The sequence below is a fragment of the Clostridium sp. JS66 genome (genome assembly GCF_033561535.1).
In the GTDB taxonomy this organism is placed as follows: Bacteria; Bacillota; Clostridia; order Clostridiales; family Clostridiaceae; genus Clostridium_AM; species Clostridium_AM carboxidivorans.
This window is the reverse complement of record NZ_CP131467.1, coordinates 4080184-4095843: the sequence shown is the minus strand read 5'-3', so window position 1 is coordinate 4095843 and position 15660 is coordinate 4080184. Positions and strand designations below refer to the sequence as shown.

General features: G+C 28.8%; 13 protein-coding genes and 1 riboswitch. Of the genes, 10 read left to right on the top strand and 3 right to left on the bottom strand.

The annotated features are described in order from the left end of the window. Positions 1-49 precede the first annotated feature (49 nt). On the bottom strand, positions 50-1882 hold the full coding sequence (locus Q6H37_RS19140; RefSeq protein ID WP_318735327.1) for an ABC transporter ATP-binding protein: 1833 nt from the start codon (positions 1880-1882) through the stop codon (positions 50-52). After that, positions 1882-3609, bottom strand: coding sequence for an ABC transporter ATP-binding protein (locus Q6H37_RS19135; RefSeq protein WP_318735324.1), 1728 nt, complete (start codon positions 3607-3609; stop codon positions 1882-1884). The genes Q6H37_RS19140 and Q6H37_RS19135 overlap by 1 nt, the downstream gene beginning before the upstream one ends. Before the next feature lie 138 nt (positions 3610-3747). Here Q6H37_RS19135 and Q6H37_RS19130 point away from each other — a divergent pair, with 138 nt between their 5' ends. After that, on the top strand, positions 3748-4578 hold the full coding sequence (locus tag Q6H37_RS19130) for a MerR family transcriptional regulator (protein WP_318735321.1): 831 nt from the start codon (positions 3748-3750) through the stop codon (positions 4576-4578). 211 nt (positions 4579-4789) lie between these two features. Further along, the gene (locus Q6H37_RS19125; protein ID WP_318735319.1) at positions 4790-6880 is read left to right on the top strand and encodes a methyl-accepting chemotaxis protein; all 2091 of its coding nucleotides are present in this window, start codon (positions 4790-4792) and stop codon (positions 6878-6880) included. On the opposite strand, the gene Q6H37_RS19120 is transcribed toward Q6H37_RS19125, so the two are convergent. Continuing rightward, positions 6870-7229, bottom strand: a complete 360-nt coding sequence (locus Q6H37_RS19120; RefSeq protein ID WP_318735317.1) for a helix-turn-helix domain-containing protein — start codon at positions 7227-7229, stop codon at positions 6870-6872. The genes Q6H37_RS19125 and Q6H37_RS19120 overlap by 11 nt on opposite strands. Positions 7230-7453: 224 nt before the next feature. Here Q6H37_RS19120 and Q6H37_RS19115 point away from each other — a divergent pair, with 224 nt between their 5' ends. From Q6H37_RS19115 to Q6H37_RS19080, 8 genes are all read left to right on the top strand, one after another. After that, the gene (locus Q6H37_RS19115; protein ID WP_318735314.1) at positions 7454-8338 is read left to right on the top strand and encodes an AraC family transcriptional regulator; all 885 of its coding nucleotides are present in this window, start codon (positions 7454-7456) and stop codon (positions 8336-8338) included. A 72-nt stretch (positions 8339-8410) separates the two neighbouring features. Beyond that, positions 8411-9208, top strand: a complete 798-nt coding sequence (locus Q6H37_RS19110; RefSeq protein ID WP_318735311.1) for a dienelactone hydrolase family protein — start codon at positions 8411-8413, stop codon at positions 9206-9208. Between the two features lie 171 nt (positions 9209-9379). Beyond that, entirely contained in the window at positions 9380-9766 is a 387-nt protein-coding gene (locus tag Q6H37_RS19105; RefSeq protein WP_318735309.1) for a MarR family winged helix-turn-helix transcriptional regulator, read from the top strand. A gap of 13 nt (positions 9767-9779) precedes the next feature. Then, positions 9780-10283: a GNAT family N-acetyltransferase gene (locus Q6H37_RS19100; RefSeq protein ID WP_412523870.1), complete on the top strand. Its 504-nt coding sequence runs from the start codon at positions 9780-9782 to the stop codon at positions 10281-10283. A gap of 218 nt (positions 10284-10501) precedes the next feature. After that, the gene (locus tag Q6H37_RS19095; protein ID WP_318735307.1) at positions 10502-12088 is read left to right on the top strand and encodes a sensor domain-containing diguanylate cyclase; all 1587 of its coding nucleotides are present in this window, start codon (positions 10502-10504) and stop codon (positions 12086-12088) included. A 213-nt stretch (positions 12089-12301) separates the two neighbouring features. Then, positions 12302-12385: riboswitch (cyclic di-GMP riboswitch) on the top strand. 55 nt (positions 12386-12440) lie between these two features. After that, entirely contained in the window at positions 12441-12776 is a 336-nt protein-coding gene (locus tag Q6H37_RS19090; protein WP_318735306.1) for a hypothetical protein, read from the top strand. Positions 12777-12936: 160 nt separating this feature from the next. Then, positions 12937-13878 carry a tRNA-dihydrouridine synthase family protein gene (locus tag Q6H37_RS19085; protein ID WP_318735304.1) on the top strand — a complete coding sequence of 314 codons (942 nt, stop codon included), beginning with the start codon at positions 12937-12939 and terminating at the stop codon, positions 13876-13878. A gap of 194 nt (positions 13879-14072) precedes the next feature. Then, positions 14073-15659 carry a glycosyltransferase family 39 protein gene (locus Q6H37_RS19080; RefSeq protein WP_318735302.1) on the top strand — a complete coding sequence of 529 codons (1587 nt, stop codon included), beginning with the start codon at positions 14073-14075 and terminating at the stop codon, positions 15657-15659. The last annotated feature ends 1 nt before the right edge of the window (position 15660 follow it).

Here is a 15660-nt window from a genome sequence, read left to right as displayed (position 1 = left end):
ATTTATTCACAATGCATTGTATGTAAATTCTTTAGTGCAGCAATTCATTTTAAAAAGCTTTTATAGTAAATTGGCTATTGTATATATCACTATACAAGCCGCCTTTAGTTAATAATTCCTCGTGATTTCCTTGTTCAACAATAGTTCCTTTGTCCATAACCAGTATCTTATCTGCATTTTTAATTGTAGATAATCTATGTGCTATTATAAAGCTTGTTCTTCCTTTCATCAGATTATCCATGGCATTTTGTATTTCTAATTCTGTACGTGTATCTACACTTGAAGTTGCTTCATCAAGTATTAAAATATAAGGATTGGCTAAAATAGCACGAGCAATGCATAAAAGCTGCTTTTGTCCTTGTGATATTGAGGAGTTTTCGTCATTTAAAACTGTATTATAGCCATGAGGAAGAGTTCTTATAAAATAATCAGCCCTGGCAAGCTTTGCAGCCTCTTTAACTTCTGAAATTGTTGCTCTATCTCTGCTGTATGAGATATTATCTTTTATACTTCCATCAAATAACCAGGAATCCTGTAGTACCATTCCAAATAAAGAACGTAAATGACTTCTTTTGAGTTTTGTTATATCTATGCCATCAATTTTAATTTTTCCATCATTTAACTCATAGAATCTCATAAGCAGGTTTATCAAGGTAGTCTTTCCTGCACCAGTTGGACCAACTATAGCAACTTTTTCACCTGATTTTATATCTAAGTTTATTCCTGTGATTATAAGGTCTTTTCCGTATCCAAACTTTACGTTTTCAAAGCTTATATTACCTTTTGTATTTGATATTGTTTTATAATTTATAGTATCTGCTTGTTCTTCTTCTTCATCCAAAATCTCAAAAACACGCTCTAGAGAAGCAATAGCTGCCTGCATTGAATTCAAAATATAAGCGGCTTCAGTTAGCGGTTCTGATGCTTGATCTACATATTGAAAGAATGCTTGGATTAATCCTATTGACAATCTTCCTTCAATGACAAATATGGCACCAAGAGATGCTATTAGTACATATCCTATTTGATTCATCAAACGAATTAAAGGATTTATAGCATAGGTAATGAATTGAGCTTTTTTTTCATCAAGATATAATTTATTATTGGATATTTGGACTTTACTTATTATTTCATCTTCCATGTTAAAGGACTTTACCACCATTTGACCAGTAAAATACTCTTCTATTTGTCCATTAAATTTACCTAAGGATTCTTGTCTGTTTGCAAAATAATTTATGCTCTTCTTTCCAATTATAGAAGTAGCGATAATTCCTATAGTAATAGTAAAGATGGCAATTAGTGTTAATATCCAATTTATTGAAAACATGAGAATAACAGCTCCTATGATTGTAAGTGTTGCTGTAATAAACTGCATCATTCCTGACTGCAGGGTATCAGATACTTTTTCTAAGTCATTTGATATCTTGCTTAAAATTTCACCTTTATTGTGTGTATCGTAATATTTTAAAGGAATTTTTGAAAGTTTTTCGCTTATCTCTTTCCTTATGGATAATACTAGTGTTTGAGATACTGCAGCCATTATATTCTGCTGTATATAATTAGCTAATGAAGATAGTAAATATATGAATAGCAGAAGTAATGAAAGCTTCTTTATAATATGAAAATCTATATTGAAAGAACCAATAGAAGACATATTTTTTATTCCTTCATAAATAGTATTAATGGCTTTACTAAAAATCAATGGAGCAGTCATTGTAAAGGTTAAACTGATAATAGCAAAGAATATTACAATAATTATTTTCCATTTTTGATTAAGGAGTAATTTTATTAATCTTTTCACAGTTTTCTTTGTATCTTTTGCTTTTTCTATGGACATTTCAGTGTCAAAAGAGATAGAGTCGCTTGTGTTTTCTTCATACATTATGCTAATTCCTCCTTACTTAGTTGTGACTCAGCTATTTGCATGTAAATAGGGCAATTTTTAAGAAGTTCTCTGTGAGTTCCTATTCCTACTATTGTTCCTTCTTCTAAGACTATAATTTGATCAGCTTCCATAATTGTACTTATTCTTTGAGCAATGGTTATAACAATTGCATCTTTTAACCTTGGTTTTATAGCTTTTCTAAGTTTTGCATCTGTTTTATAGTCTAAAGCAGAAAAACTGTCATCAAATACATATATATCACTTTTTTTAACTAAAGTTCTTGCTATACATAATCTTTGCCTTTGACCACCTGAAAAATTACTACCACCTTGTGATACAAAGGAATCATAGCCATGATTTAGTTCTGAAATAAATTCATCTGCTTGGGCAGCTTTAGAAGCACTTTTTATTTCATCTATAGTGGCATCCTTTTTACCATGTTTTATATTATCGGATATGGTTCCGCTAAAAAGGAATGCCTTCTGAGGTGAAAAACCTACTATATCTCTCAAACTTTTTTGAGAAAAATCTTTTATGTTAACACCATTAATTAAAATTTCGCCGCCTTGTATTTCATGCAGTCTTGGTATTAACTTACCAATGGTGCTTTTTCCTGAACCAGTAGCTCCTATGATGGCAGTAGTTTTACCACTTTCACATATAAAATTAAGATTTTTTAAAACAGGTTTTTCAGCATCCATATAGGAAAATGTAACATTTCTAAATTCTAAAGTTTTTTTACCACTTGAAATAAATTCAGTTGTTTTTTCATCTACTATTTCAGGCTCATATTCTAGAACCTCCAATATACGTCTTGAGCAGGCGCTGGCACGAGGTACACTAAGTAGTACAATTATAGCCATTACTAAGAATACAAATATTATTATTGAATATTCAATAACAGCCATAATATCTCCTATGAGCATAGTACCTTTGCTTACTCTCATTGATCCAAACCATAAAATAGCAACAGCGCAAACATTCATTATGGCCATTACTCCAGGCATAGCCACACCTAATATTTTATTCATTTCTATATTGATATTTGCATAATCTGTGAAGGTATCATCCATCAATTCCTTTTCATGTTTCTCACGATTAAAAGCACGTATAATTCTTATTCCTGAGATATACTGCCTCACTCTAGAATTTATTTTATCTAACTGAACCTGTATTTTAAGGGATAAACTTATAACTTTTTTACTTATGAGTATATTGAATACTATAAAAATTACTCCTGTTATAAATATTATAAAAGCCATATAGCTATCCTTAGAAAAGGCAAAAAACATTCCCACTATGGTTATGAATGGAACTGGGATAATCATTTCAAAAAACATGGTTACTATATTTTCAATTTGATTCACATCACTTGTACATCTTGTAATCAGAGATGAAGTGGAAAAATGTTTAAAATCATGTATTGATAATTTTTGTGCATGTGAAAACATTTTGCTTCTAATATCTCTAGAAAGTGATCCTGATAAATTTGCAGATAAATATGTAGAAAGTATGGCAAGTACACCAGTAAATATGGCAACAATTATCATTATTCCACCAGTTTTTAATACATAATATATATCACCTTTTATTACTCCATTATTTATTATTTTTGCAGTTAGTGTTGGAATATATAATATACCTATGGTTTTCATAAGTATGATTATAAATAGTGAAACTAAAAGTATTTTATTAGTTTTAAAGTGTTTAAATAGTTTTAGCATAATATTCTCCTTTATATATGATTGATCTACAGATCATATAATAAACTGTACAGTAACTTGACAGTCAATACGTTTATAAATAGAATGGTTTAAAGAAGTAAAGAAACAATAATTTAATAGCTATAGAAGGTGTGATTTATGAGTGATTTTATAAGTTCAAAAAAGTATCTATCTATAAGTGCTTTTTCTAAATTGGCAGGCATAAGTAGAAAAAACTTAATATATTATGATGAGGTAGGAATATTGAAACCTGCACTTGTAAAGGAAAATGGATATAGATATTATTCCTATAGTCAATTAGATGAGGTAAGCATCATTCTTGCTCTAAAAGATTTGGATATTCCATTAAAGGAAATAAAAAATTACATGGAAAATGTATCTCCAGATAATTTGATTCATTTAATTGCTGCACAAAAGAAGAAAATATTAGAAGAACTTAATAGATTAAATCAAATGAATTATATTATAGAGCAGAGAATTAATAATGCCCCAGTAATATCTAACATCAACTGTGGAGAAATATTGTTGGAATATTGTGAGGAAGAAGTGCTGCTTTTAGGACCTGAATATTTGTATGATCCTAATAATGTTGAAGATGACTTTATTAGTTTTTTGGATTATTGTGAAAGTAAAAAAGTGTTATATGGGTATCCTTTAGGGGTTTACACTAATCATGATAGTTTACTTACTGATAATATTAGGACTTATAGATATTTTTATAAGGTTTCTCCAGATACGGATTTAATAGAAAAGACCGTAAAGCCAGAGGGGCTTTATGTTATAACTTATGATAACAGTTATTTAGCTGAAGATATGAAAATTTTTCATAAGGTGAACAAGTTTATAGAGAAGAATCATCTTAGTGTTTGCGGAAATGTTTATATAGAAAATATATCAGATGAAATAATTACTAAAAATCCAGACAAGTATTTATCAAAAATTTCTGTGCAAGTTGAAGAATTGGATTAGTTAATTTCTTCATAAGATAGTGTTAATTTTGTTAGAATATATTGAGAATTTATATTTTTCGTGATAATATTACACATATATACATAAAGTGGCAATGTTGTATATAAACATATAAGTACTATAACTAAAAGTATTAATAAAACCTTTAGGATTGCTGATTTCAATTGTCTTTATATATTTTATATAAATAATAAATGCAGGAGGATGATCAATGAAAAGTTTAAAAAGCAAGATATTTTTAGCTATTGTAATGTGCTCTGTTTTTATTACAGTATTAATTGGGAGTATAAGTATTTTTAATTCAACCAATGTAGCTAAAACAAATTCCAAAGAAAAATTAACTTTAATTTGTGAGGATAAAACAAATGAAATCAATTCAAAAATTTCTAAAATTGAAACATCAGTAAATACTCTTTCTCAAATAGTATTAGAAGATTTAGATGATGTAGATAGGTTTTCAAGTGATGCACAATATCTACAAGATTATCAAAATCGAATAGAATCTGTGGCAAAGAAATTTGGTGAAAATACAGATGGAGCAATGACGTTTTATATAAGATTTAATCCTAAAATCACTCCTCCAACTTCCGGAATCTTTTATTCTAAGGAAAATGAAAAGGGCAATTTTAAAAAGCTAATTCCAACAGATTTTAGTAAATATGACCCTAGCGATATGGAACATGTAGGATGGTACTATATACCTGTAAATGCAAGAAAGGCTACATGGATGGATCCATATTTAAATTCTAATATTAATGTATACATGATTTCCTATGTAGTACCTATATTCAAAAATGGCAAATCTATTGGTATAGTTGGTATGGATATTGATTTTAAAAATATTCAAAACATAGTAAAAGGTACAAAAATTTATGATTTAGGATATGCCTTTTTACTTAATGAGAAATGCGATATCATATATCATCCTAAAATTAATACAAAGGATAATTTATCAACTATAGAAAACGGATCTCTAAAATCAATCAAAGATGAAATTATAAAAAATACATCTTCTAATAAAATATATTCCTATACGTATAAAGGTGTAGATAAAAATTTAAGTTATGGTCATCTTTCAAATGGGTGGATATTTGTGTTAGCAGCACCTACAACTGAAATTTTAAAACAATCTAATGGTCTTATTAAAATAATAGGTGTTTTCATTATAATTGGATTAATTTTATCTGGAATAGTGGCATTTTATTTGGGTAATATTATTTCAAAGCCTATAGTTATAATCACTAATATTATAAAGAGAGCAGGAAATCTTGATTTGACTTATGATAATAATTTGAATAATTTGCTAAAGCATAAAGATGAGATAGGCCAGCTTTCTAATGCATTTAACAATATGAGGAGAGAATTTCAAAGCTTTGTAAAAGAGATAGTAGTAAGATCACAGGATATGAGTGTGTCTAGCAAGGAACTTTCTGCTACAGCAGAAAAGCTTACAATAAAAACAGAAAATATTGAAAAAGCAGTAAACAATATAGCAAATGATGTTCATGAAACAAGTGTATCAGCAGAAGAAATAAATGCATCTATACAGGATGTTGATTCAAGTATTAATATATTATCAAATAAAGCTGCTGAGGGAAGTAATAATGCAAATTTATCTAAGGTAAGAGCAAAGGATGTTCAAGAAAAGGGAAAATTATCTATACAAGAAACAAGGAAGATGTATGATGAGAAAAAACAAAAGGGATTAAGAGCTATTGAAGATGGCAAGATAGTTGAAAATATAAAAGTTATGGCAGATACTATTGCAAGTATATCAGAACAAACAAACTTGCTTGCACTAAATGCAGCTATAGAGGCAGCAAGAGCTGGTGAACAAGGAAAAGGATTTGCGGTAGTTGCTGAAGAAGTAAGAAAGCTTGCAGAAGAATCATCACAAGCAGTAGCTAATATACAAGATACAATAACAAAAGTACAAGATGCATTTAAAAATCTTTCTGATAATAATGAAGATGTATTATCGTTTATACACAATAATGTAGATCCCCAGTTTGAAATTATGGGAGACGTGGGGAATCATTATTATAAGGATGCAGAATTTATAACTAGCATGTCTAGTGAAATAGCAGCCATGTCAGAGCAACTTATGGCTACAATAAATCAAGTAAGTGAAGCAGTGCAAAGTACAGCACAAATTGCACAAAAATCAGCGAAAAATACAGAAACAATAAAAGATAGTATTAATGAAACAGTACAATCTATTCAGAATTTATCACAAACAGCAGAAAATCAAGCTGAGGTTGCTGAAAAATTTAATGAAATGGTGCAGCGTTTTAAGGTTTGATCATATATTTTTTACCCCAGAGGCATAGATCAGTTAGGATGCTTTCTAGTGACTTGCCTCTGTTTGTGGGTATATATTCTACCTTGGGTGGAATGGTAGCATAGGCAATCCTTTCAATAAGACCATCCATTTCCAGACTTTTTAATTCTTGAGATAATATTTTGTGGCTTATATTAGGAATAGATTTTTTAAGTTCCCCATATCTTATAGAATCAGTTTTTAATATATGCCATAATATTATTGCCCTCCACTTGCTTCCAATTACAGTCATGGCAAAGCCTAAGGAACAATTAAAATCCTTTTGTCTTTCCTTTTGCTTGGGAAATTTTTCAGTGGTGTCTTTATTCATATCTTATCCTTCTTTCCAAATGGTAACTATATAACTAAAAAGTGCCTACTTGTATGTGTATTCCAATAAAACTATTATAGTATACATAGACATTAATTTCTATAAATCAATAAAATAGTGTTTAGTTTACAAATTCATAATTCAACCATGTCATTAAAAAGCATTTAAAGACAGGACAAATAAGTGAAAATTATTTATTATAGAAAAAGAGAGGAACAAGTTTTATGGATTGGCTTAATGCAATGAATAATGCAGTGGAATATATAGAGGCTAATATTACCAAGAAAATTGATATTGAAGAAGTGGCGAAAATTGCTTTATCCTCTACATTTCACTTTCAGAGAATGTATCATATGATAACAGGTGTTACATTAGGTGAATATATAAGGAGGAGAAGACTTACTCTAGCTGTACAGGATATTATATCTGGTGAGAAAATCATTAATGTATCACATAAGTATGGTTATGAAACTCCTGAAGCATTCACAAAAGCTTTTAGAAAAATGTATGGAGTAAGCCCCACTGCAGCACGAGAGTCAGGGGTAAATCTTAAGGCATATCCAAAGTTATCTTTTCATCTTTCAATAAAGGGAGATAAAGATATGAATTATAGGATTTTTCATAAAGAAAGTTTTATGGTAGTAGGCAAACAAGCAAAAGTATCCATGATAGATGAACAAAATTTTAATCAGGTACCTAAATTTTGGAGGGGCTGTATGAAAGATGGCTCGTATCAGTGGATGTCCTCAAAAGTAGGCAAACTCGGTATTCTAGGCATATCTAAAGATTTTGATAAATATAAAGATGAATTTAATTATATGATGGCAATTGAGAAAATCCAGAGTACCATTCCTAAAGGATATGTTTCAGCAAACATACCAGCAGCAACTTGGGCTGCATTTGAAGCAGTAGGGCCAGTACCTGAAGCTTTGCATGATCTTCTTAGAAGGATATATTCAGAGTGGATGCCCTCTATGGGGTATGAGCATGATTGTGCACCAGATCTTGAAATCTATCCCATAGAAGATATGTTTTCTACAAATTATAGCTGTGAGATTTGGATTCCTATTAAGAAATACAGTGATGTAAATAACAATTTAGTGATTTAAAATTGTAGCATAATTGATTCCTATCATTTGAGATCATTAAGTAATAATTTTATTTAAAAGGGAGAAGTTAATATGTTAAGTATTGAAGAAATTTTAAAAAAAGAGATAGTTTACAAAATTGATAATATGGAAAATGTTAATGTGAAGAAAAATATGATATATAAAGAAGAACTACTGATGGATTTGTATACTCCTTTTGTCAATGGTAAAAGTGAAAAGCTGCCTGTAGTAATTTTAATACATGGAGAAGCTGCATCCATAAATTTCAAAGAAAGTGGGCAGTATATTTCCTATGGAAAATTAATAGCAGCTAGTGGATTAAATGTAGTAACTTTTAATCATAAAGTCTTATCTGATGGTTTTAGTGTTAAAGAAGTTATTGATGATATAGATATACTTGTCAATTACTTAATAGAAAATGCTGATAATCTCAATATAGATAAAGATAAAATTGCTATTTGGAGCTTTTCTGGTGGTGTTCCATTTGGGTTATATGAAGGCATGCATGATTATTTTAACTATATTAAGTGCATTATTGCTTATTATGGTTTTGGAGATCTTACATCTGTAAGAAAGCTTCTTAACTTTAATATACAAGATGAAGATGTCAAGAAGTATTCACCAATAAGCCTTATTGATGAAAATTCAAGTAAGATTCCTCCTTTGTTTATTGCAAGAGCAGGGCTTGATAATTCAATAATTAATGAATCCATTGATAAATTTATTATAAAAGCTTTGAAAAATAACTTAACTATTGATATTTGTAATCATTCTACAGGTGGGCACGCATTTGATTTATTTAATGATAATGATAGGACACGTGAAATAATAGCAGAAACATTGAATTTTTTAAAAAAGAATTTGAAATAGAATATCCAGAAAAATATAGCACATAATAGTTGAAAGTTCAACTATTATGTGCTATTATAAATTTAACATAGTTGAACTTTCAACTAAGTCTGCAGGAGGTGAAGACTTATCAAAACCTTAGATAGTGACATATTGAGAGAACTGGGAACTTTATCAAGGTGTATTCATTACATGAGTGACTTGAAATTTAAAGAGATAAATCTGCAAAAAGGACAATTTACTTTTTTAACAAGGATATGTGAAAATCAAGGAATTAACCAAATTGACTTATCAAATCTTTTAAAAGTAGATAAAACTACAACAACAAAGGCTATACAGAAACTGATTGAGGCAGGATATATAGACAAAAAAAGAGATGATATTGACAAGAGGATGTGGAGACTTTATCCAAAGGAAAAAGCATTAAAAACATACACATTTATTATTGAAGAAGAAAATAGACATATTCAGGTTTGTCTTAATAACTTCAGTGAAGAAGAAAAGGGATTGGTCAGTAAATTAATTAAGAAAATGAGAGAAAATATTGAAAATGACTGGAAAGAAATAAAAAATTTTTGAGGAGGATACTATAATGAGAAAAGCAGTTATGGAAGATATAAAAGATATTATGGAAATTATAAAAGGAACTATTGCAGAAATGCGAACTTATAACAACACTCAATGGGATGAAAATTACCCTCAAGAAAAGGATTTTGTTAATGATATCCAAAGTGGAGAATTATATGCAGCAGAGAGAGAAGGTAAGCTAGTTGGCTTCGTATGCATTAATAAAATAGAACCAGCTGAGTATGATGGATTAAACTGGTCATTAAAGGAAGACTGTATGATTGTTCATAGAATGGCAGTTGATCCTAACTACAGAAGAAATGGAATTGGTACTGAATTAATGAAATTTGCTGATGAACTAGCTTTAGCTAACAATATAAGATATTTAAAAACAGATACCTATTCCATAAACACGAAAATGAATGCATTATTTAAAAAATGCAATTATGACTTAATTGGAGAAATGAGCTTTTTAGGAAGGGAAAAACCATTTTATTGCTATGAAAAGATATTAAATACAGATAAATAGATTGCGGTTTAATATTTGAATTTAGCTTGATTAAAAATGTTTGCTTTGTTTACGAATAAATAATATTCCAGTACACATGTTTACCACTGATTAAAATAAGTCTTAATGGAGGCTTATTTTAATCAGTGGCATTTTTTATTTGGTGATAATATTTTAAAGTAGAAAGTAATGAACAATAGGTATTTTATGAATTTTAAAGGACAGGAAAAAATTGGTCTATGATTAGTAATGAACAGTATGATATAATGAGTCTAAATGTTAAATTTAGGTTAAGTGGAAAAATCAAGGATTGGATTGATCAAATGAAGTTTTTATATAAAGTTACATTATTGCTTGGTATTTTAATTGTTTTAAGTTGCTTTGTTCAATTTGTAGTATTTAATAAATTTTTTATTTCTGATACTAATTCTTTATTACTGAGTACTAATGAAAAAGCCGCAGAAAATGTTAGTATGCAGCTTAGGGAAAATTTTAAAAAAGTGCAGAATTTTTTAAAGGTTATTGCTGCAAATGATCAAATTAGAGAAAATCAGGAACTTCTTAATAAATTTAATGGAGTTGTACCTGAATTAGATGTAGTAACAATTCTTAATTCCAGGGGAGATATTTTACATGTGTCTGGTAATGTACATGCTCTTGGTGTTTCAAATTTGGCATACAGAGATTATTTCCAGCAGGCAATTCATGGAAAAACTTATATTAGTGATGTTTTCACAAGTACTGGTGGAACTGAGATAGTCGTAATATCAGTTCCAATTTTGAAAAATGGTAGCATTGATGGCGTAGTTGTTGGGACTGTTAGATTACAAGGAACTTCTTTAGCATCTATGTTTGATAATAAGGAATTTGGAAGAAAAGGTTATATTTCTGTTTTAGACAGTCATGGTTATGTTGTTTATCATCCTGATAAAGGACGAATTGGTAAGAAATCTGTAATCTTTGATAATTTGCAGGGAAAATCAGGTTCAAAGATCATGAAAGATTATTCAGGGAAGGATCAGTTTGTTGGATTTAGTAAAGTTTTAAATTTAAATTGGTATGTAACTGTTATTACTCCTACTGCTGACATAATGACAAGTAGAAATATTATAATTTATGAAACATTCCTGGGGTCAGTTATAGTGAGTGTTTTGATTATTTTACTTGGGGTATATACAATAAAACGATATAGTAAGCCGCTAAATCAGTTAATCTTTTCATTTAACGCTTTGAAAGATGGAAAATACAAAAAGATTGATCCATATAATTATGAAGAAGAATTTCATGAAATGGTTAGAGTTTACAACAATACAATTGAAATGCTTAAAGAAACACATAATGGCCTTGAAGAAGCTGCTGACATTGATTCTTTGACAGGAGCTTATAATAGACGTGCCTTTAATAACATTTTAAGTATTGTGCAACAAGAAATAAATAATCATAGTTTAGAAAGCTTAGGAGTTCTTTTACTGGATATTGATCACTTTAAAGAAATGAATGATACATCAGGACATTTATCTGGAGATAATTTACTTAAAAAACTTGCTGAAATAATGAAAGCTACTGTGGGGGAACGTTCTGTATTTCGCTTTGGTGGAGATGAATTTGCTGTTGTAATTCGCAATGTTTCAGATGAAAAATTATTGTCTATTGCAGAAGAAATTCGATTAAAAAGTGAAGCAGCTTTAAACGGATGTACTGTTAGTATTGGTGCAGCTAAATTTCCAAAGGATACGTATTCCATATATGAATTGATAGATTTTGCGGACAAGGCTCTTTATATAAGCAAAAAAAGCAGAAACAAAGTAACCATTTTTACGAAATGAATGACATATTTTGGGTATATGCAAAAAATGTTGAAAAAGTTTCTTAAAAATGGTAAAATATCATTAATTAGACATGTGAGATATATAATAATAAGTAAAAATTACAAATACTTAAAAATATGATAGGTTATTTATAATAATTTAGTCTATACATGTTGAAAATTTAGTAATACGCAACAGATTAATTTATTATATAAATTTTTATTTACATATTGAAAAAGTGGAAACTGTGAAAAATTCTCTTTATTTGGGCACTTGGAGAGTTTAGAGTTAGTAGTGCAACCGACCAATAGATAGCTTTTAAGCTAATTATTGGTCTTTATTTTTTTCGAAAATACAGGAGGTACTAAAAATGAAAACAAAAATATTTACAGCTTTATTAATTACAGGATCATTATTATTAACTATAGGAGTTACTACAACAGTTAGTGCATCTTCCAATGACAATACGCCTTATACTTATAGTTTCTATTCCCAAAGCATTGAAACTAGATTAGGTACTTTAGTAGAATCAAAAACTATATCTCAAGCCCAAGCAACAACAATAATAGACATATACTATAATGATGAAATAACAACCAAAAGGGATATGAAAAATGAACTAGATATTTTAGTAACAGCAAAAACTATAACACAAAGCCAGGAAGATTCAATATTAAACTTATTTATTGACTTAAACTGTAACTAAAAAATATCAATAGTATTCAATAAATTATACTAATACTAGTATTGATGAATAAAATGTATAACATGAGTTGTATGGAAAATACATTTGAAATGATAAGTGACAATGAAGTATAATATTTGTTGTAAATATACACTAGATATATAAAGGAGTTTTTAAATATATGAATTTTTATTTCGCACCTATGGAAGGCTTGACAGGCTATATTTATAGAAATGCACATAATACCTTTTTCAAAAATGTAGACAAATATTTTTCGCCTTTTATTGTTGCAAATCAAAGTACAAGTTTTAAAACAAAGGAATTAAGGGATGTTTTACCCGAAAACAATGAAGGATTAGTTTTGATTCCGCAATTACTGACGAATGATGCAAAAGATTTTACACATATGTCAAAGAAATTAAAACAGTTGGGATATAATGAGGTTAACTTAAATTTAGGATGTCCTTCTGGAACTGTGGTTTCAAAAAATAGAGGATCTGGATTTCTTTCAAAGACAAAAGAACTTGATGAATTTCTAGAGGAAATTTTTTCAGAAGCTGTAACAAAAATTTCAATAAAAACTAGGATAGGAAAGGATAGTCCAGAAGAATTTTATAATTTAATTGAGATATTTAACAAGTATCCTATGGAAGAGCTTATCATTCATCCTAGGATTCAGAAAGATTTTTATAAAAATAAGCCTAATATGGAAATTTTCAAAGAGGCTTTGATTTTGAGTAAAAATCCTATTTGTTATAATGGTGACATTTTTAAAGCTAAAGATTACGAAAATTTTTCTAAGGATTTTCCTAATGTACAAACTTTAATGCTTGGCAGGGGATTATTAGCCAATCCTGGATTGATTGGTGATATTAAAAATAATACTAAACCTGAAAAGAAATTATTAAAAGATTTTCATGATAAAATTTATGAAGATTATAAAGAAGTACTTTTTGGAGATAAAAATGTATTGTTTAGAATGAAAGAATTATGGTTTTATATGCTGCCTAGGTTTTCCAATAATGAAAAATATGCAAAAAAAATTAGAAAATCGGAAAGATTGAACGATTATGATGCAGCAGTTTTTAGTTTATTTAGAGATCAGGATATTTTAGAAAATTAGAGAAATAAAAAAAGCTCCACACATAGGAATGGATATTCTTTGTGTGGAGCTTTCTTATGATAAAAAAACTTAATAAATTGTTCATACATTTGTTAAGAAACGGTGAAAGTAACAAGTTAAAATGGATTTATCAAATAATTTAAATAGAGGAGAATAGTTAATGGATAATAAATTACTGCAGAGGAGTTTTTTATATGTTAGGATTGATTAAAAAAACAATATATTTAATATTTACTTTTTTCATAGCACTTTTTATAGCATCATCATTTTTTGTCAGAGCTCAGTATAATTACTTTGTATATGGGGATACTCCTATTTTACAAAATCAAAAGCTTGGTATTTTTATTTTACTTATAATACTGCTAATTTTATTAAGCATAGTTCTGTACAAGCTGTGTTTAAAATTCAATAAGTACAGTAAAAAAGTTGTAATTTCAGTAACATTAATATTTTCACTTATTATTCAAATAGTTATTATATTTTTATTTACTAGGTTACCTACAGATGATTCTCAAACTGTAGTTTCACTGGCTTTAAACATGTTATATAATAAAGATTATTCTTCATTTCAAAGTGGAGGATATCTTTATATGTTTCCTTTTAATTTTTCTACTGTATTATATTTAAAAACTTTGTTAGCTATATTTCCAGATAACTATTTAGTTATAAAGATTTTTAATATACTATTTACTCTTGTTACAACTTTAATGATTTATTTCATATATAAAGAGATAAATTATAAGTCAAAGGAAAATGATTATGGTGTATTAATATTTGCTGCAACTTATGTGCCATCATTGTTCATGTGTAATTATATATATAATGACGTTATAGCTACAACACTTTTTACTACTGCTATATACTTTTTAATAAGATTTATAAAAGAAAAGTCAATTAAGTATATTTTTGTTTCTTCAATTCTTTTAGCAATTGGAAATTACTTTAGAAGTGTAGGAGTTATTATTTTCATAGCTGCAGTTATTTACATTTTATTATCTATAAAGAAAATTGGAATTAAAAAAGGAATAACTTCTTTATGCATAATGGCTTTACTATTTAATGTTCCAGGGTTTACTCAAAATGTTGTTTTACAAGCTACCCATACTGTAAGCAAATCTGTTAATAAAAATTCTGCACCTATATATATGTGGCTGAACATGGGTATAAATAAAGAAAGATTCGGTTTTTGGGACAACATGCAAAGCTACAATATATATGAAAGGCAAGGAAATTACAATAAAGAAAAAAGTACGGAATTATTTAAGAAAGAAATAAAAAATAAATTATCCAACTTGACTTTTCTGGATCTAACAAAAATGTATTATAAGAAGATTGTATGGACCTGGACAGAAGGGACATATCAAATTGAAAGATACGGTATTGGTGTTCAATCAGCATCTAGTCCAGGGGAGAGAGGAAAAGGCATGGTGATGGGTGGCTATAGTTATACTACCTTTGCCACTGATTTATTTAAGGGGAATTCACAATATAGGAGTGGATTGACTTGGATATTATATGTGATGAATTTCCTAATGTATTGTTCTATCTTGGTTAGATTGATAGGTGGAATAAAAGCTAAAAGGTTTGACGAAGTGTTCTTAATTTTAGTGATTTTAGGGTTCATTGGATTTTATGTTTTATGGGAAATTAAGTCCAGATATATTTACCCAGTATATCCTTTGTTAATAGTTTTATCATACATGGGATTTAAGGATGCATATGATTTTATGTCAAAAAGAAAGCTTTCAGAGTGTCTGCCGCTGCTTGGAAGGAGGTCGTAAA